The sequence below is a fragment of the Prolinoborus fasciculus genome, from assembly GCF_056724605.1.
In genome coordinates, this window is record NZ_JBWZQN010000030.1 from 1 (window position 1) to 16,381 (window position 16,381).

Consider the following 16,381-nt stretch of genomic DNA (forward strand, 5'->3'; position numbering starts at 1 on the left):
GGATTTAGGAGAAGTTGCAACTTTTCTAAAAAGCTCGAAAATCATTTTAAAGCCTTTGATTTGACTTTCTTTTACCTTAATAACGGATTTGTTTAACGCCAGCATACTTTTTGAAACACCACCAAAATTAAATATAAAAAAACCCGAATCATGTGATTCGGGTTTTTAAATTCTGGCGGTGAGAGAGGGATTCGAACCCTCGAAACGCTATAAACGTTTACACACTTTCCAGGCGTGCTCCTTCAGCCACTCGGACACCTCACCATAGGCCGAGGATAATAGCGAAAAAAACCAGCTGTGCCAAGCTGAAACAATTGATTTGCGGAAAAACTTTTAATGCGGTGCTATGATTCGCAAAAATGCTTGTTAAAAACGAAGACAATATATGCAAAGCACTGCACAAAAGGCGGCTCTCCCGGTGATTACACTGGCTGCGCTTGGGGTCGTTTTCGGAGATATTGGTACCAGTCCGCTCTATGCACTGCGCCAATGCTTCCTCACCGCACATCTCGCCATTAGCGAAGCTTCTGTACTCGGTATCCTGTCCCTGATTTTCTGGTGCATGATGCTTACCATCAGCTTTAAATATGTCATGGTAATCATGCGTGCTGATAACAACGGCGAAGGCGGGATCATGTCACTGTTGGCATTAAACCTGCGTACCACACGAATCTCTGATCAAAAGAAAATATTCCTGATTGCTTTGGGCTTTGTCGGCGCATCGTTATTTTTCGGTGACGGGATTATTACCCCGGCAATCTCCGTGCTCTCAGCCATTGAAGGCCTGAGTATTGCCACACCCATTTTCAATCAGTGGCTGGTGCCTTTATCCATCGGGATTTTGGCCGGGCTGTTTATGGTTCAGCGACACGGCACAGCCACGATGGGCAAGTTTTTTGGACCTTTAACCATGCTCTGGTTTTTGTCGATTGGCGGTTTTGGTTTGTGGAGCATCATCCAGACCCCGTTTGTACTCTGGATGGTGAATCCCTACTGGGCCTATCATTTTGTGGTCGATCAGCCCTATGTGGCTTTTCTGACCATGGGGGCGGTGATTCTGACCATGACTGGGGGTGAAGCGATTTATGCCGATATGGGGCATTTTGGCCGTCTGCCGATTCGTCTGGCCTGGTTCATTATCGTCTTGCCATGTTTATTACTGAATTATGCCGGGCAAGGCGCCTTGTTACTGCGTAGTCCTGAAGCACTGGCGAATCCTTTCTATATGCTGCTGCCAGACTGGGCCTTGTTCCCGATGATTGGACTGGCGACTGCAGCGGCGGTGATTGCCTCACAGGCGGTCATTACTGGGGTATTTTCTATGGTCAATCAGGCCATTCAATTGCGTTATTTGCCGCGCCTGTCAGTCAAGCATACCTCTGCATTGGAGCGCGGCCAGATTTATCTGCCTTTTATTAACTGGATGCTGTTTATCTCGGTGCTGATCCTGATTTTACTGTTTGAAAATAGTGCCAATCTGGCCAGTGCTTATGGCGTTGCGGTGACCATGACTATGCTCTGCGGCACCATTTTGATTTCGATTCTAGCCTATGGTTTCTGGCGTTGGCCGGTCTGGAAAGTAGCTTTATTTGCTGTACCATTCCTGGCACTGGATTTGGTTTTTGTGGCCTCAACGTCCTTGAAAATCGCTTCGGGTGGCTGGGTGCCGATTCTGATTGGCGCGGTACTGTTTATGATTCTCATGACTTGGAAAGATGGGCGTGCGTTGGTACTGAACCGTTTGGAACAGGATGCCTTGCCGATTGATCTGTTTATTAAAAGTATTTCGATGGGGGAAGGCACCAAATTTGTGCCAGGCGATGCCATTTTCCTGACCGGCACACCAAATATTGTTCCGCATGCCATGTTGCATAATATTAAGCACAATAAGGTCTTGCATGAACGCAATATCATGTTGACGGTGATTACCCGGGATATTCCTTTTGTCGACAGACAGGACCGAATTGAACTGGAAAAACTGAGTGAGCATTTTTACCGGGTGTTTATCTATTATGGTTTTAAGGATCAGCCGAATATTCCGGAAGCTTTACAACAGGCCTATGAGCAATGGGATTTTGAATATGACCTGATGCAGATCAGTTTCTTTATTTCACGTGAACGGATTATGCATACTGTGGGTGAGGGCATGGCACCGTGGCGGGAAAAGCTGTTTATTTCTATGCAGCGCAATACCAGTCCGGTCAGTGATTTCTATCAGATTCCACCCAACCGTGTGGTCGAGCTGGGCACCCAGATTCAGATGTAAATAAAATAAAAAAGCATAAAAAAACCAGAGGCATACTCTGGTTTTTTTATGGGAGAAACAATAAATAAATGAGCTTCAGATTATTGCTCAAGTTCTACCGCAGCTGCTGGCATTTCAGGTGCAGCATTCAAAGGTTCTTCCATCAGTACTGGCTCTGCATCAGATTGAGCCGCAATTTCAGTCTGTTCATTGCTGACGTCTGCTTCAGTCAAAGCTGCTTGTTGCTGTGCTTCAGGCATCGGTTGTTCTGAGGCAATAGCTGCTTGCTGTTGCTCTTCAGACATTGCTGGTACGGCAGCTTGTTGTTCTTCTAGTGCTGGTTGTGTTTGAGGCATCGTCATAGACGTGCTGGCTTCTACTTCTGATTCAGTGGCTGGTTCAACCAGATTGGCCGGCAACTCTGATTCATTCATACCTGGTTCTGTGACAGGTGGTTGAGGGGAAACAGTGCCTGAATTTGGTGCCTGAGTCGTCGCTGGATCGTTGGGCATCGGTGCCTGTGTATTTGGCATGGCTGGTTGCGGTGCTGCTGTGCGCGGATCGACCAGACGGATCTGACCAGAATTCACCAAGCTTTCTAAAGAGGCTTCCTGACCATTCACCTTGGTACTGATTTTAGCTTTAGACAAGCTTTCAAGTGTTTCACCTGGTTGAACCGGTGGCTCGGCAAATGCAGCTACGCTGATCACACTTGTGACACACTTGTGAATAATCCTAAACCTAATGCTTTAGAGAGTTTGGAATTCATGATTGACACCATTGCTAATAATTGTACGAATTGAGATAGGCCGTTAGCTTTACATACTCAATCCACTGGGCCAAACAAAGCTACGCAAACACCGAGAAACCTCATTTAAAAAGAAATAAAATTAGACAGTTTGTTACAACTACCTAGGGTTTTAGATAGTTATTGTTTATTTAGTAAACGAATGGTAGAGCCAAGATATACTTCACTTATACAGCTTGTTAAGCTCGGTCAAAATCTGTATTGATCTAAAAGTACGTGTAAGAATGGCCAAGAAGCAGCGTAAATCCAAGAACTCTTTTTTTCAGTTTTTAAATGATAATAGTATTAAAGTCATTCTGGGCGTGGTGGCTTCGAGCAGCTTCGCCATCGCTTTTGGCCAGGAAAAAATCAGTCAGTGGGTGTCACTATCCTCTTCCAGCAATTCTGCCTGTCTGAACCAGTTTTATCGGGATGTGCCGCCATATTTGATAAAAGACAGTCTAAAAAAAGACAGCTATTCACTGTGTTTTAATGGCTTTAATGTCGGTTATTCCGGGGTATCTAAAACGCCACTTTGGGTTGCAGAAGCCTTAACGCCAGCACGCTTAAGCCAGAAAATTCCCCGTGAAGATAATTTTCATGAAGAAGATCGGGTCAGTGCGAAGCATCGTGCCACATTGGCAGATTATCGCGGTTCGGGTTATGACCGCGGTCATATGGCGCCGAATGCGGATATGCCTAACAAGGCTGCGCAGTCTGACAGTTTTTCATTGGCCAATATGGTGCCGCAAGCGCCCAAGAATAATCAGCAGGTCTGGCGTGAGCTGGAAGAGGCCACCCGTGCTATTGTGACCAAGCAGAAACAGGATGTTTATGTGGTGACCGGACCGGTCTTTGCCGGGAAGAAGCTGAAAACCATTGGCAATGGCGTGATTGTGCCGACCGCGGTCTATAAGGCGGTTTATATGCCGAAAACCGGTGCTATTGGTGCTTACTATGCACCGAATGACAATTCACTCAAAGTACGTATTGTCAGTGTCTGCTATCTGGAAGAACAGCTTGGAATTAACCTGTTCCCGCAGCTTACCGAAGAACAGAAACGCAATACCTATAAGCTGCCACTGACCGGAAATGCCGTAAAAGCCAACCAGAAAATTGAATACTCTAATTGGGATGCAGAAAGCCAGTGTGCCGAAGAGGTTTCCGAAGAAAACCTGCAGGCACTGCAACGCGAGTTTAAGTCTTCCGGTTCAGGCAGCTCGACCTCCTCAGCGACTGGCGGTGCGATAGACAATGCAACGCAAGATGCCATTGTGAAACAGCTGATTGATGCCTTGTTGCAATATATTTTGCAGCTGTTGAAATAAGCTTGCTGAAAAAACCGGGATTCGGGTAGCATCGACATCAGACGTTCATGGAAAAATAACAAAGACAGGTAGAAGAGGATATGTTTAAAGCATTTGAAAATGGCAGTGAATCCCATGCCATTCATGATCTGACTTTGGAAAATGATCTGGACTGTGTCAGTCTGTATGGCAACTTGCAAATCACCAAGGATCAGCAGGGACTGAAAGTGGCCAAAGCCTTGCAGGCTTTTCTGAATGATGTGGTACAACAACTTGAAAACACGCCGGACTTGCCAGAAAAAATTCAGCGTGATGATATGGATGAAATTGAAAATCCATTTTTATAAGCGTTTTTAAACGCGATGATCTGCATGTTCCATGTAAAACATGCAGAAAAACAGAATCTAGAAATCATGGCTTTTTAGAGGGTTTTTATTAAAAAGCCTAATTTTTTTGCTCCCGCAATATCTCCAAACACCAGCCAGAACGTGCCGAGTAATTCGGCAAGATATCTATCCATATTTTAAGTCCTTATTCTTATATTGATCATCAGGTCATAGGGGTAAGAGATTTAAATCATCAATGCTGCTTGAAGCCCGTATATCAAACCAACATACTGGTGGTTTAAGCAGCTGACATATTCTGTTGACGCCACTGCTGCGGCGTCAGTCGGGTCCATTGCTTAAACGCACGCTGAAATGCACTCTGTTCAGAATAACCGAGTAACATTGCGGTTTCTTGCAAGCTCAAGTGTGGATCTTTCAGGTATTGCATGGCCATCATGCAGCGGATTTCCTGCATCCGTTGCTGGTAGGTTTTGCCCTGTTTCTGCAAATGGCGCTGTAACTGGCGCACTGAAAAATTCATCTGCTCGGCAATATGTTCAATCTGGAACAGGTTTTTTTGCAGGCCAATCAGAATCGCCTGCTGTAATTTCTGGTCAATCTGGGTGGAATTGGGAATTGCTCCAGTAAAGCTTCCGCTTGTTGCTTGAGCAGCTTCTGTAAGGTCTGATCTCCCTGTTTTAAGGGCGTAGACAGTTCGCTGACAGGCAGCAAGACTTGGTTCTTGGCTTGGCCGAAACGAACCTTACAGCGAAAATACTGTTCATACAGCGCAATATTTTTAGGTGCTAGATGCTGAAAATGTACTTCGTACAGATGCAGATGATGGCTATCCAGAATATTTGATTTCATGAATTCAGTCATCAGCGCAATTGCGATTTCATCGGTCAATTGAGTATTGAGCTGAAACGGGACTTCGATCCAGCCAATCGAAAAATAATTGCCTTCTCCCTGAACCTGTAGCGGGCTGCCATCATAAATCAGGCGATGATAATCATGATAGCGCATGAAGGCTTCACCCAAGGTCTCACTTGAGAGTGCCAGATAGCCAATAATACCAAGGTGTTTAGCTTCAACCAGTTGGGCGATTTCCAGGCCTAAAGCTGGTCGTTGCAGCTGTTGATCAAGTGTTGTTAACAGATCACGCCATAGAGCGAAATCAAAGCGTTCCAGATTTTGAATGGCCAATAATTTCTCAGGGACTTCAAGCTGTTTCAACTGATAATAGTCCAAAAGTAAATGTCCTAAACCACCGTATACTGAACCTACGTAGTTTTTTAGAACCAGCATTTTTAATTCTTTTATTTTGTCGTATTTTGTCAATCATATTGAATATTTTGGTCAATATCTAGTCTTTTATTTAGCCTATATTAAAAATAGACCAAGAGGTAAAAGATTATGTGGAAAGGTTTTCTGGCAGGACTTGTCGTCGCAAATGGATTTGAATGGTTTGCGCATAAATATGTATTGCATGGTGTTCACCGGCCGGGACAGAGCCGTTATAGTCCGGTACCCGAGAGTATGCGCTCACACTGGGAGCATCACCGGATTGTGCGAAAAACGGAATTTTCCGATTTCGGCTATGTAGAAGGACTGGATAACTGGCGTACCCGCAATGAAATTGCCTCACTGGCAGTGGTCGCGACCGTCTTTGGACTCAGTTTTTATCCCTTCTCCAAAGGCATGTCACTGGCCGCCCTATATAGTGCAGGCAACTATTATTATTTACATCGCCGGGCGCATCTGGAACCGGAATGGGCCAAAAAGAAATTGCCCTGGCATTATGATCATCATATGAATAGTAATCAGGATGCCAACTGGTGTGTGACCAAGCCTTGGTTTGACTATCTGCTCGGTACCCGGGTGATTTCCTCGGCAGATTTGCAGGAACAGAATCCTTTAGGTCTGAGCTTGCCTGCCCCGATCTCGAAAAAACTGAACCGCTGGGCAGCACAATATTTTCTGGTTAAATCGGCCGATGCTTTCTCTGAAATGACGAAAAATACTGCAAAAAATATGGCAATGAAGCAGTTAAATACGTAGGTCGTGGAATAAGACAGGGCTTTGTCGTGATTTGTCAATAAAATACGATTGTATTGTCAATATTGTCCTGCGGATTTCACTTATAGTTGCTCACGTCGGTGAGCAAAGCCTTATACTGATGATGTTTCTGGGGGGGATGAGTTCTTTTGAATACCAAGTGCTGTAGTCTTATCTTGGTTTTATAAGGAGTCGAAAGACTCCTTTTTTTTGTCCCGTATTTGCTGTGTTGTTTTATTTAAGGCATAAAAAAAGAGTGTTTATAAAAACACTCTTTAATTAAATCATCATCTAAAACGGCTTAAAGGCGCATTTCAATACCTTGGGCTGCCATATAGGCTTTGGCTTCCGGAATGGTGTGCTGGCCAAAATGGAAAATTGAAGCTGCCAGTACTGCATCAGCACCACCATGGATAATGCCGTCCGCCAAATGCTGTAAATTACCCACACCACCAGAAGCAATCGTCGGTACCGTGACGCGGTCATTGATGGCACGCATCAGGGCAATGTCGTAACCGGCTTTGGTGCCATCGGCATCCATCGAAGTAATCAGTAATTCACCTGCGCCGAAGTCAGCCATTTTCACAGCCCATTCAATCGCATCAATCCCGGTTTCTTTACGGCCACCGTGGGTGAAAATTTCCCATTTGTGGTCGCCAGTTTTTTTGGCATCAATTGCAACAACGATACACTGTGCGCCAAAGCGTTGAGACGCTTCCTGCACAAACTCGGGATTATAAATCGCAGCCGAGTTGATGCTGACTTTGTCTGCACCGGCATTGAGTAATAGACGGATATCTTCGACTTTACGTACACCGCCACCGACAGTCAGAGGTACAAAAACCGATTCAGCCATGCGTTCTACTGTGCGGTAAGTCGTGTCGCGTCCATGATGTGTAGCGGTAATATCAAGGAAAGTAATTTCATCGGCACCTTGTTCATTATAACGGCGCGCCACTTCGACCGGGTCACCCGCATCACGAATATCAAGGAACTGGACACCCTTGACCACGCGGCCGTTATCCACGTCCAGACAAGGAATAATACGTTTAGCTAGCATAAATTTTTCCAATTATTACAGCCGATTATGAAACTCACCCACGCAAGCGCTACACCTTGGCAGATGGAAACGGTATTCTAGCAAAATTATGTAAGTTTTTTCGCAGGTTTTCTATGTCGGTTTATACCACTTTGACTTTAAAGGAAGTTCAGGATTTTGCGGCGCCTTATGGTTTAAAGGTGATTGATCTGATTCCCATTCAAGGCGGTATTCAAAATACCAACTACTTTTTAGTCTGCGAAGACCAGCAATATGTGCTGACGGTGTTTGAAGATATGGATGAGCAGGCGGCAGGCGAACTGGTTCCGGTTCTGGAACATCTGGGGCAGGCCGGGTTGGCTGTTCCGGTGCCTTTATCGCATTCAGGCAAAGCGATTCACAGCATTAAAGATAAACCGGCACAGATTGCACCGCGCCTGATGGGTGAACATCCCATGCCATCTACCATTGGGCAAGTTGAGGCAATTGCCATCGCTCAGGCGAAAATGCATGTGGCACTCAAAGACTTTAAATTAGAACGTAATTTTGTGCGTGATCATGCCTATTGGCTGGCCGTTTCTCAAGAAATCAAACCAAGTTTAAGTCCGGCTGATAAAGTCTTGCTTGGCAAATTATTAGGTTTATATGAGGCGTTGACGGCGGTATATCCGGACCGTCCACGCGGTTTTATTCATTCAGATCTGTTCCGTGACAATACCTTATTTGAAGGCGATCAGCTGAATGGCATTCTGGATTTTTATGAGCTGAATAAAGATGAATGGTTGTTTGATATCGCCATCACTTTAAATGACTTCTGTACCGAATATCCTGACGTGGTCTTAAATGAAGAAAAAGCGATTGCTTTTTTAAATGCCTATGAAACGATTCGTCCTTTAACCATTGATGAACGCGCCTGCCTGGAGTTATATCTGGCTATGGCTGCGGGACGGTTCTGGATGATGCGTCTGCAGGTAGCACAGCGTAATGCAGCATTAGGCCGTACTGGCGAAGATATTTTGCAAAAAAATCCGGATGAAATGCGTAATATGCTAATTGAACGCTTAAAATTCGTCACCGCTTAAACAATCAAATCAAAAGGGATAGGGATATGCGCGATCAGGGACGTTTGGTGGAATGGTTTGATGATCAGGGCTATGGTTTCATTCAGCCCAGTGACCCCGCCAAAGATCGCGTATTTCTGCATATCAAGGATTTTGCCAAGCCTGGCCCACGTCCAATCGTGGGCTGTGCGCTGGATTATCTGGTCATTCTGGATGAACGCGGCCGTTATCGCGCGCAGCAGGTGATGTACCTGAAAGCAGCACAAGCCAAAAGTCTGCAAGTAAAATTCAAACCGTCCAAGTCGCAGCAGACACAGAAATTACAGCCGATGCAGATTGCCTGTGTGCTCTATATTCTTTTTCTGGTGGCTCTGACCTTGGGCGGTTTACTGAGTGGACTGGTGTTGTTGCTGGTCAGCCTAATGAACGCGCTCAGCTACTGGCTCTATGCGCAAGACAAGGAAGCGGCACAGCTGGGTAATCGCCGTATTCCGGAAAATACCCTGCATCTGGTGGCCTTCTTGGGCGGTTGGCCGGCAGCCTGGCTGGCACAGCAGAAATTACGGCATAAAACACAAAAACAACCTTTCCGGCAGATATATTTTTGTACCATAGCCTTTAACATCATTTTGATTATATGGCTGATTTCCCCATTGAATAGTTTAAATATCTAGGGGAAGTACCAGGAGGGGACGTGAACTATTCCATTGATAAAGACTCAAACCGCACACTGACTTTTGCACTGTACATTTTATATATTGTTGCCATTTTTAGTGCTGGCCTGCTGGCTCTCGTGGCGTTGATCATTAACTATGTGAAACGACGCGATGTACGCGGTTCCATCTTTGAAAGCCATTTTACCTGGCAGATCCGCAGTTTCTGGTGGTATCTGTTCTGGAATATCATCGCCTTTATTCCATTTTTCTTTTTGTTCTTTACCGGCGAAGATCCTAACCTGTTTGCAGGGGTCGCATTTGGTGCATCCGCCTTCTGTTTGGTTGTGGTGGTTTTGGCCTGGATCTGGATTGTGTATCGGGCGATTCGCGGCATCATGCGCTTAAATGACAATAGACCGATGTATAGCAAATAATTTTAGCCGTATTTCCTTAGAGAAAAAAATCCCCCTTTTTTTAAGGGGGATTTAGTGGAATTAAGAAAGATCTTGCTTTAATTGTTCTGTTGGTTCTTTTCTTAAAAACTTCGGTTTCCATTCACTGGCAATCACGCCTAGTACCACCATCAATCCACCGACTAGCGCGAGTGCAGGTAGCCGTTCTCCGGCCAGACGGCCAAACAGGGCGGTCCATATCGGTTCGCCGGCATAGATAATTGCCGCCTGTGATGGATCGACCATGCGCTGCGCCCAGTTCATGACCAGTTGAATCAAGGCACTGGCAATGCCCAAACCGACTAAAATTCCTGCCAGATGCCAGTGGAATTCAGGTAGCTGAGATTCGCCTAAAACAGGTGCGATCATAAAGCAGAACAAGGATGCAAAAATCAGTTGCAGCACTGTGACCCGGCGTACATTCACCTGCTCGGCGAAATAGCTGATAAAAATAATCTCCAGTGCAATCGCAATCGAACCGAGCAACGTCAGGGTTTGCCCGAAACTGAGCTGAATTGCAGCAAAGCCATTGCCTGTCAAAAACATCAGACCGATAAAGGCAAACAGGGCTCCGATCCAGGTCATGACATGCGGTTTTTTACGGAACATGAGCCAGAGCAGGATCGGAACCAGCGGAACATACAAGGCCGTTAAAAAAGCCGACTCACTGCTGCTGATGGTCTGCAAGCCCACAGTCTGGGTGCCGTAGCCGATGGCAATCATGACGCCAATCACCGCGCCAGCGAACACCTCTTTCAGGTTCATGCCTTTTAGCGACTTCAGTGAAATCAGGGTGACGGCAAGCGCTGCCGCAGCAAAACGCAGGCCGACAAATATAATCGGACTGCTAAAGTTCAGCCCGTATTGCACGGTAATAAAGCTGCCGCCCCAGATAATGGTGATCAGGATCAGGGCGAGTTGCGGCGCTTTCACCATCCAGCCGGAGTGATTTTTGGAAATAAGTGTAGACATGCCAGGAGATCAGAAAATTAAAAAATAAAAAAGAGGTCCGAAGACCTCTTTTATAGCAAGCTTAATTATAGCGCCTGTTGCTCATCTAGCAACAACTGTGCTTCACGCAAGCTTAATGTACCTTCGTAAATCGCACGACCGGTAATTGCGCCTAAAATACCTGGTTGGTCTTTCAGGTTACGTACGTCATCCAGGTTGGTCACACCACCAGATGCAATCACAGGCAAACCTGAGTATTGCGCCAGATTCACGGTTTGCTCAATATTCACACCCTGCATCATGCCATCACGCGCGATGTCCGTATAGACAATGCTCGACACACCAGCATCGGCAAAACGTTTCGCCAGATCAGTGGCTTTAACATCAGTCACATTGGCCCAGCCATCTGTTGCCACCATGCCATTCATGGCATCAATCCCAACAATAATATGACCGGCAAATTTTCGACATGCTTCTTCAACAAATTCAGGATCCTGAACTGCTTTGGTGCCAATGATCACAAAAGAAACACCGGCTTGCAGATAATGCTCAATGGTTTCCAGAGAACGGATACCACCACCAATCTGGATCGGCAAATCAGGTTGAGATCGGACGATGGCTTCAACCACTGGTTTATGGATTGGCGTACCTGCGAAAGCACCGTTTAAATCTACTAAATGCAAGCGGCGAGCGCCTTCATTTACCCAATGCTGTGCTGTTGCGACCGGATCGTCTGAAAATACGGTATCGTCTTCCATACGACCTTGTTTTAAACGGACACATTTGCCATCTTTCAGGTCAATTGCAGGGATGATCAGCATGCTTTCGCTCCTTGCTTAATCTTTAGAATGAATTTGAGTGTATTCATCTTAGCAAATAAAGTCGAAATTTCTAACTCTTAAACGGTATGAATAAAGAAAACCTGTCCATAGATAGGTAGCAGTGAGGTAATTTATTTTAATGGTTTTAGTGATCCGTCTCTTGAATGGCGATCAGATGTTCCACAACGGGTCGTGTACTGAGCGGGTCGATAATCGAAGCTGTAAGATCTACTAAAGTCACAGCTCTCTCATCGACCGCGTTCATCACAGCTTTCATGCGTACATCAAGTTGCCAGTACCAGCAGGCCATGCAAGCACTTAAGCCGTCGATGAAGGACGGATTCTTAATTTTAATGAAGTATTGGGAATCTCTCTGGGTAATAAATCCCGACGTAGTAATTCTTCAAATACCAGCACGGGCGCGTAGGCATCTGCGGCTGCATAATCAATTTGTGCCGGGCTTAGCTTCTTGCTGGCCCAGTTCGAGGTACTAATCCGTTTGGATTTAGGAAAATTCAACTGAAACAATAACGCCATGGCATTTTTTAATCCGACCGGATTGTTTAAACCAAAAGCTTTAAAACATTTAGACAGTTCAATCACACTATTCAGTTCAATTCCTTTTTTACGGAACAGGTGCGCATCATTTTTCAGGCCAAAACCGACCTTGATCTGCTCGCGACTGGCAAAGATCGGTTTAAGAAAATCCCAGATCGAATCATTCATTTGAAATAAATAGGCTTTGTCTAAAGTCGCCAGCTGAATCAGATGTGGCCCAGTAGAGACTTCACCGACTTTAAAGGTGGGCTTGGATTCAGAATCGAAACCCAGGACTGCACAGCTTTTTAGTTCCTGTTCAAGAGCATGACATTGTTCCAGGCTATTAATCACCTGAATCTGTTGCATCGGAAGATTTTGAAATACAGGAAAGGCCTGAATTTGTTCCTTGCTTGGTAAAGTGTCCAGCCGCTGTTCCATACGCATTAATCATGAAATGAATGCGTTCAGCTTAACCATTTTTCCTGTTCTAGGCAAAAATAAAGCCCATGAAGAATGGGCTTTATGCAAAATTTAAACAGGATTAATCAGTGTGATAGCTACTCTGTTCCATCTGCGCCTGTTGAGCACGTTCAACATAATTCTGATAAGCAGGGACAGCAAAGGCTGCCAAAATAACCGCGAGTACCAGGTACAGTACCACCAAAAGCGTTTCCCAGCCACGTGTCGTGCGTGGTGGACCATATTCATTACTTTCGTTATGACCTGGCGCCAATAGCAGGTAAAGTGTAAAGACAAGGTTCACGACCGGCACAAAAATCAGTAAAGAAAGCCAGCCATTATGATTACGGTCATGTAAACGACGAATTAAAAAAATCACGCTAAAATAAATCGCAACGCCGTAGATCAAAACCAACATCACCATTAAAGGCATGGACATTTTACCATTTAAAGTCTCTGGGCTCATTCCAGGCAAAATGAAAGCAGCAATAATTCCGATGATCATAAAGCAAAAACCAAGCAGCATATTCCATGCGATATAAGAACGTCGCCCAAAACGTCCTGATGCATTCCACCCCGAATCCTGAATTGTATTACTCATTATTTTTCCTTTGTTTTCATTAGATTTTTTATAAGCAAGTCTATGATGATAAAAGGATTTTTTATAAATGAAAAGTGTAAAAAATAATCAATAAAAAAGCCCGCAATTTGCGAGCTTTTTGGGACGAAAGGAAAATCAGATTTTCCAATCCACAAAGTTTTTCAATAACTGCAAACCGGCGGTATGGCTCTTTTCCGGATGGAACTGGGTCGCAAACAGGTTTTCTTTATGAATTGCAGTACAGAACTCAATGCCATAGGTACAAGTAGCTGCTACTAAGTCTGAATCTTGTGGCTCTACATAGTAGCTATGTACAAAGTAAAAACGCGCATCCTGTTCGATATTGTTCCACATTGGATGCTCTGGATCGGCCTGATGTACCTGGTTCCAGCCCATATGCGGCACTTTTAAGCCCGCCATTTCCGGAAAATGCTTGACCGCACCTTCGAAAATACCCAGTGCATCGGTACCGCCATTTTCTTCCGAATGCTGCATCAAGGCTTGCATGCCGACACAAATGGCCAGTACCGGTTTGTTAAATACGGCATTACGTACCACTTCATCAATCCCGGCTTCGTGCATACCTTGCATGCAGTCACGCATCGCACCTACGCCCGGAAAGACAATCTTGTCTGCTTGCGCAATCAGTTTAGGATCATTGGTCACATCTACCGTGGCACCGACATGTTCTAATGCTTTTGCCGCAGAGTGCAAATTTCCCATGCCATAATCAAGAAGGGCAATACGGGTCATTACAGTGTACCTTTGGTTGAAGCTACCGTATTGGCAGCACGTGGATCCACTTCACAGGCCATACGCAGCGCACGCGCAAATGCTTTAAATACGCTTTCGATCTGGTGATGGCTGTTTTTGCCTTTCAGGTTGTCGATATGCACCGTCATCAAAGAATGGTTTACAAAGCCCTGGAAAAATTCAGAGAACAGGTCCACATCAAAACGGCCGATCATGGCACGGGTAAATGGAATATCCATAAACAGGCCCGGACGACCAGACAGATCCACCACGACACGGCTTAAAGATTCATCAAGTGGCGCATAGAAATGGCCATAGCGTTTCAAACCTTTTTTATCGCCCAGTGCTTGCGCGAAAGCCTGACCTAACGTAATACCGCAGTCTTCTACGGTATGATGGTCGTCGATTTCCAGATCGCCATCACAATGAATATCAATATCAAACAGGCCATGACGCTTGATTTGATCAATCATATGATCTAAAAAGGGAATACCCGTGTTTAAGGTGCCTTGACCAGTACCGTCGAGATTCAAACGAACTCGAATTTTGGTTTCGTTGGTATTTCTTACCACTTCACTGATACGATCTGTCATAGACACGTTCCTCAAATACGTCAAAATGATTGATGTAGAAAATATTTTCGCCGTGACGAAGTCACCGCATATTAGATTGCTCAGGAGGGTTTATCAATGCCTATCACCGTACATGCTTATACTTCTTTAGAAAATGACGAAGTGCGCAGCCAGCTTGAGCGACTGTATGACACGAGCCCGGAATTTAGCGACGGGGCAGATGCCATGGAACAACTAGAGCAAAACCTTGCACAGTATACCTCAGTTTATAGCGCAGAATTTAATAGCAAAATTATTGGGGCAATCTGGTGCACTGGACAGGGCGAAAGCCGCATTCTGGAAAATATCGTGGTACATCCGGCCAATCGCGGTCGTGGTGTGGCAGAAAGGCTGGTCAGCGAAGTCTGCCGCATGGAAGAAGAAAAAGGCGTGAAAAATTTCGTCCCAGGCTGTGGGGCCATTCATCGTTGTCTCGCCAATCTGGAAAAAATCTGAAGATAGAGCAATATCAAGCAGTCATTAGGCTGCTTTTTTATGTAAATAAGCGCTTAAATCTGTTTTATTGCTGAGGTCTTTGGTAAACACTGTTCGATTTATGACTCAAATTGATGCGAGTTGATGGAAAAGTAAACATTTGGTGAAAATTATTCTCTCTGCTCTTGACGATTTACAACTGAAACTGTTTAATACGCGACATCGGCGTGATAGCTCAGTAGGTAGAGCAACGGATTGAAAATCCGTGTGTCCCCAGTTCGATCCTGGGTCTCGCCACCATATTTTAAAACGATTTCAAAGTTTTCAATCCCTGATCCCATCAGGGATTTTTTTTAGGCCAAAAATCAGCCACTCAAATATTTTTTTCATAATTTTGATTGACTAATGAGGCCAGATACGGCTTAATACACCGCATCGGCGTGATAGCTCAGTAGGTAGAGCAACGGATTGAAAATCCGTGTGTCCCCAGTTCGATCCTGGGTCTCGCCACCATATTCAAAAAATCCTCAAACTTGGTTTGGGGATTTTTTTTGCCTGCACCAAAGCCAGATCAACATTATTCTTTTCTATTTTTCAGTTGTTTCAACTTCTTCTTTTTCGACGTTTCCTGCTTTTTTCTTCCTGATTGACCGTTTATCAAACTTAACAATAGGCACTGGCATTATTTGTAAGATTTAGCTTTGACGCTTTCCCTTTTCCAAACGAGGGTGAAAATGATGAATCTCCTAACACCAATTAAACTAGGCCTTCTTACGGCCTGTACTGCTTTTAGCCTACCGATATTAAGCTATGCTGCGCCTGCTGCTGATTCAGTGGTGTTGCCGACTCTGACCGTCATGGCGGAACCGGAACTGCGCGCCGTGACTGAAAAAATGTTGCCTTATCAGGAACAGAACAGCCAACGTAAGGCCCTGCAAATACGCCTGATGAAAATTGAACGTGAAATTCAGGCCTATAGCGTGGATGGCGACGTGGTCGCGAATATTGATGTGATGCGTGCACCTGCCGACCCTGATCTGGATAGCCTGCCTGTGGTGTTCCGTGAATATGTATTGGCCATCGCACAGGGCTTGCAGTCTTCAGACCCAAGAAATGGGGTATATGTATTGCTGCAACCTTTTGGAATTAACCGCGACGCCACCAATGTGAATATTGTCCGTGAGCAATTCGATCCGAACCGGCTGAATCTGAGCCTGCCGTTTGGCTCCCCATAATGTATACCTGTCGGTCCAGATAACTTTGTTTAACGAGCTTATTA

The 16,381-nt window shown here is 45.1% G+C and carries 19 protein-coding genes, 3 tRNA genes and 2 pseudogenes; 12 read left to right on the top strand and 12 right to left on the bottom strand.

What is annotated here, in order from left to right:
* Positions 1 to 96 (top strand): annotated as a pseudogene (locus tag AC1P5O_RS08675) (IS1 family transposase); the annotation flags it as partial.
* A 77-nt stretch (positions 97 to 173) separates the two neighbouring features.
* On the opposite strand, the gene AC1P5O_RS08680 reads toward AC1P5O_RS08675, so the two are convergent.
* Positions 174 to 264, bottom strand: a tRNA-Ser gene (locus tag AC1P5O_RS08680).
* 121 nt (positions 265 to 385) lie between these two features.
* Between AC1P5O_RS08680 and AC1P5O_RS08685 the strand changes: the two genes are divergently transcribed.
* A complete protein-coding gene (locus AC1P5O_RS08685) occupies positions 386 to 2,266 on the top strand; it encodes a potassium transporter Kup (protein ID WP_086044218.1) in 1,881 nt (626 codons plus the stop codon).
* An 80-nt stretch (positions 2,267 to 2,346) separates the two neighbouring features.
* On the opposite strand, the gene AC1P5O_RS08690 is transcribed toward AC1P5O_RS08685, so the two are convergent.
* A complete protein-coding gene (locus tag AC1P5O_RS08690) occupies positions 2,347 to 2,955 on the bottom strand; it encodes a hypothetical protein (protein WP_499005967.1) in 609 nt (202 codons plus the stop codon).
* Positions 2,956 to 3,277: 322 nt separating this feature from the next.
* On the opposite strand from AC1P5O_RS08690, the gene AC1P5O_RS08695 reads away from it, so the two are divergent.
* Positions 3,278 to 4,360 (top strand): DNA/RNA non-specific endonuclease, encoded by a 1,083-nt coding sequence (locus AC1P5O_RS08695; protein ID WP_086044217.1) that lies wholly within the window; start codon positions 3,278 to 3,280, stop codon positions 4,358 to 4,360.
* Between the two features lie 80 nt (positions 4,361 to 4,440).
* A complete protein-coding gene (locus AC1P5O_RS08700) occupies positions 4,441 to 4,686 on the top strand; it encodes a hypothetical protein (RefSeq protein WP_004729221.1) in 246 nt (81 codons plus the stop codon).
* Positions 4,687 to 4,963: 277 nt separating this feature from the next.
* On the opposite strand, the gene AC1P5O_RS08705 is transcribed toward AC1P5O_RS08700, so the two are convergent.
* Together AC1P5O_RS08705 and AC1P5O_RS08710 are read right to left on the bottom strand one after the other, a co-directional pair.
* Positions 4,964 to 5,206 (bottom strand): helix-turn-helix transcriptional regulator, encoded by a 243-nt coding sequence (locus AC1P5O_RS08705; protein WP_499005968.1) that lies wholly within the window; start codon positions 5,204 to 5,206, stop codon positions 4,964 to 4,966.
* Positions 5,207 to 5,253: 47 nt separating this feature from the next.
* Positions 5,254 to 5,973 (bottom strand): AraC family transcriptional regulator ligand-binding domain-containing protein, encoded by a 720-nt coding sequence (locus AC1P5O_RS08710; protein ID WP_499005969.1) that lies wholly within the window; start codon positions 5,971 to 5,973, stop codon positions 5,254 to 5,256.
* Positions 5,974 to 6,081: 108 nt separating this feature from the next.
* Between AC1P5O_RS08710 and AC1P5O_RS08715 the strand changes: the two genes are divergently transcribed.
* Positions 6,082 to 6,726, top strand: a complete 645-nt coding sequence (locus AC1P5O_RS08715) for a sterol desaturase family protein (RefSeq protein WP_086044216.1) — start codon at positions 6,082 to 6,084, stop codon at positions 6,724 to 6,726.
* Positions 6,727 to 7,024: 298 nt separating this feature from the next.
* On the opposite strand, the gene hisF is transcribed toward AC1P5O_RS08715, so the two are convergent.
* Positions 7,025 to 7,783 carry an imidazole glycerol phosphate synthase subunit HisF gene (gene hisF, locus AC1P5O_RS08720; protein ID WP_004647284.1) on the bottom strand — a complete coding sequence of 253 codons (759 nt, stop codon included), beginning with the start codon at positions 7,781 to 7,783 and terminating at the stop codon, positions 7,025 to 7,027.
* A gap of 113 nt (positions 7,784 to 7,896) precedes the next feature.
* Here hisF and AC1P5O_RS08725 point away from each other — a divergent pair, with 113 nt between their 5' ends.
* The 3 genes from AC1P5O_RS08725 to AC1P5O_RS08735 are packed head-to-tail and all read left to right on the top strand — an operon-like array spanning position 7,897 to position 9,913.
* The gene (locus tag AC1P5O_RS08725; RefSeq protein WP_348941987.1) at positions 7,897 to 8,844 is read left to right on the top strand and encodes a homoserine kinase; all 948 of its coding nucleotides are present in this window, start codon (positions 7,897 to 7,899) and stop codon (positions 8,842 to 8,844) included.
* A 26-nt stretch (positions 8,845 to 8,870) separates the two neighbouring features.
* Positions 8,871 to 9,497 carry a DUF1294 domain-containing protein gene (locus tag AC1P5O_RS08730; protein WP_348941985.1) on the top strand — a complete coding sequence of 209 codons (627 nt, stop codon included), beginning with the start codon at positions 8,871 to 8,873 and terminating at the stop codon, positions 9,495 to 9,497.
* A gap of 20 nt (positions 9,498 to 9,517) precedes the next feature.
* Complete coding sequence (locus tag AC1P5O_RS08735; protein WP_312328525.1) at positions 9,518 to 9,913, top strand: DUF4870 family protein; 396 nt, start codon at positions 9,518 to 9,520, stop codon at positions 9,911 to 9,913.
* 60 nt (positions 9,914 to 9,973) lie between these two features.
* Here AC1P5O_RS08735 and AC1P5O_RS08740 read toward each other — a convergent pair whose 3' ends face one another.
* From AC1P5O_RS08740 to hisB, 7 genes and pseudogenes are all read right to left on the bottom strand, one after another.
* On the bottom strand, positions 9,974 to 10,903 hold the full coding sequence (locus AC1P5O_RS08740; RefSeq protein WP_499005970.1) for a DMT family transporter: 930 nt from the start codon (positions 10,901 to 10,903) through the stop codon (positions 9,974 to 9,976).
* A gap of 65 nt (positions 10,904 to 10,968) precedes the next feature.
* Positions 10,969 to 11,703 (bottom strand): 1-(5-phosphoribosyl)-5-[(5-phosphoribosylamino)methylideneamino]imidazole-4-carboxamide isomerase, encoded by a 735-nt coding sequence (gene hisA, locus AC1P5O_RS08745; RefSeq protein WP_004278658.1) that lies wholly within the window; start codon positions 11,701 to 11,703, stop codon positions 10,969 to 10,971.
* Positions 11,704 to 11,848: 145 nt separating this feature from the next.
* Entirely contained in the window at positions 11,849 to 12,013 is a 165-nt protein-coding gene (locus AC1P5O_RS08750) for a hypothetical protein (RefSeq protein ID WP_312328523.1), read from the bottom strand.
* Positions 12,014 to 12,021: 8 nt separating this feature from the next.
* Positions 12,022 to 12,681: a 3'-5' exonuclease gene (locus AC1P5O_RS08755; RefSeq protein ID WP_180038654.1), complete on the bottom strand. Its 660-nt coding sequence runs from the start codon at positions 12,679 to 12,681 to the stop codon at positions 12,022 to 12,024.
* A gap of 103 nt (positions 12,682 to 12,784) precedes the next feature.
* Positions 12,785 to 13,303 carry a DUF805 domain-containing protein gene (locus AC1P5O_RS08760; RefSeq protein WP_348941983.1) on the bottom strand — a complete coding sequence of 173 codons (519 nt, stop codon included), beginning with the start codon at positions 13,301 to 13,303 and terminating at the stop codon, positions 12,785 to 12,787.
* A 135-nt stretch (positions 13,304 to 13,438) separates the two neighbouring features.
* Complete coding sequence (hisH, locus tag AC1P5O_RS08765) at positions 13,439 to 14,056, bottom strand: imidazole glycerol phosphate synthase subunit HisH (protein WP_086044210.1); 618 nt, start codon at positions 14,054 to 14,056, stop codon at positions 13,439 to 13,441.
* A pseudogene (gene hisB, locus AC1P5O_RS08770) lies at positions 14,056 to 14,640 on the bottom strand (imidazoleglycerol-phosphate dehydratase HisB); the annotation flags it as partial. The pseudogene hisB and the gene hisH, both read right to left, overlap by 1 nt.
* A gap of 105 nt (positions 14,641 to 14,745) precedes the next feature.
* On the opposite strand from hisB, the gene AC1P5O_RS08775 reads away from it, so the two are divergent.
* The 4 genes from AC1P5O_RS08775 to AC1P5O_RS08790 all read left to right on the top strand — a co-directional run bounded on the left by AC1P5O_RS08775 (position 14,746) and on the right by AC1P5O_RS08790 (position 16,337).
* A complete protein-coding gene (locus AC1P5O_RS08775) occupies positions 14,746 to 15,123 on the top strand; it encodes a GNAT family N-acetyltransferase (protein ID WP_004278652.1) in 378 nt (125 codons plus the stop codon).
* Between the two features lie 203 nt (positions 15,124 to 15,326).
* Positions 15,327 to 15,402: transfer RNA gene (locus AC1P5O_RS08780), tRNA-Phe, on the top strand.
* Between the two features lie 137 nt (positions 15,403 to 15,539).
* Positions 15,540 to 15,615, top strand: a tRNA-Phe gene (locus AC1P5O_RS08785).
* Between the two features lie 221 nt (positions 15,616 to 15,836).
* A complete protein-coding gene (locus tag AC1P5O_RS08790) occupies positions 15,837 to 16,337 on the top strand; it encodes a hypothetical protein (protein ID WP_318270624.1) in 501 nt (166 codons plus the stop codon).
* The last annotated feature ends 44 nt before the right edge of the window (positions 16,338 to 16,381 follow it).

What these genes read in the sequence shown, in the direction of transcription:
- AC1P5O_RS08705 (WP_499005968.1), bottom strand. Translation starts at nt 5,206, where the DNA reads ATGAATTTTTCAGTGCGCCAGTTACAGCGCCATTTGCAGAAACAGGGC.
- hisH (WP_086044210.1), bottom strand. Translation starts at nt 14,056, where the DNA reads ATGACCCGTATTGCCCTTCTTGATTATGGCATGGGAAATTTGCACTCT.
- AC1P5O_RS08710 (WP_499005969.1), bottom strand. Translation starts at nt 5,973, where the DNA reads ATGCTGGTTCTAAAAAACTACGTAGGTTCAGTATACGGTGGTTTAGGA.
- AC1P5O_RS08695 (WP_086044217.1), top strand. Translation starts at nt 3,278, where the DNA reads ATGGCCAAGAAGCAGCGTAAATCCAAGAACTCTTTTTTTCAGTTTTTA.
- hisF (WP_004647284.1), bottom strand. Translation starts at nt 7,783, where the DNA reads ATGCTAGCTAAACGTATTATTCCTTGTCTGGACGTGGATAACGGCCGC.
- AC1P5O_RS08790 (WP_318270624.1), top strand. Translation starts at nt 15,837, where the DNA reads ATGATGAATCTCCTAACACCAATTAAACTAGGCCTTCTTACGGCCTGT.
- AC1P5O_RS08750 (WP_312328523.1), bottom strand. Translation starts at nt 12,013, where the DNA reads ATGGCCTGCTGGTACTGGCAACTTGATGTACGCATGAAAGCTGTGATG.
- AC1P5O_RS08700 (WP_004729221.1), top strand. Translation starts at nt 4,441, where the DNA reads ATGTTTAAAGCATTTGAAAATGGCAGTGAATCCCATGCCATTCATGAT.
- AC1P5O_RS08715 (WP_086044216.1), top strand. Translation starts at nt 6,082, where the DNA reads ATGTGGAAAGGTTTTCTGGCAGGACTTGTCGTCGCAAATGGATTTGAA.
- AC1P5O_RS08755 (WP_180038654.1), bottom strand. Translation starts at nt 12,681, where the DNA reads ATGGAACAGCGGCTGGACACTTTACCAAGCAAGGAACAAATTCAGGCC.
- AC1P5O_RS08775 (WP_004278652.1), top strand. Translation starts at nt 14,746, where the DNA reads ATGCCTATCACCGTACATGCTTATACTTCTTTAGAAAATGACGAAGTG.
- AC1P5O_RS08740 (WP_499005970.1), bottom strand. Translation starts at nt 10,903, where the DNA reads ATGTCTACACTTATTTCCAAAAATCACTCCGGCTGGATGGTGAAAGCG.
- AC1P5O_RS08725 (WP_348941987.1), top strand. Translation starts at nt 7,897, where the DNA reads ATGTCGGTTTATACCACTTTGACTTTAAAGGAAGTTCAGGATTTTGCG.
- hisA (WP_004278658.1), bottom strand. Translation starts at nt 11,703, where the DNA reads ATGCTGATCATCCCTGCAATTGACCTGAAAGATGGCAAATGTGTCCGT.
- AC1P5O_RS08730 (WP_348941985.1), top strand. Translation starts at nt 8,871, where the DNA reads ATGCGCGATCAGGGACGTTTGGTGGAATGGTTTGATGATCAGGGCTAT.
- AC1P5O_RS08760 (WP_348941983.1), bottom strand. Translation starts at nt 13,303, where the DNA reads ATGAGTAATACAATTCAGGATTCGGGGTGGAATGCATCAGGACGTTTT.
- AC1P5O_RS08685 (WP_086044218.1), top strand. Translation starts at nt 386, where the DNA reads ATGCAAAGCACTGCACAAAAGGCGGCTCTCCCGGTGATTACACTGGCT.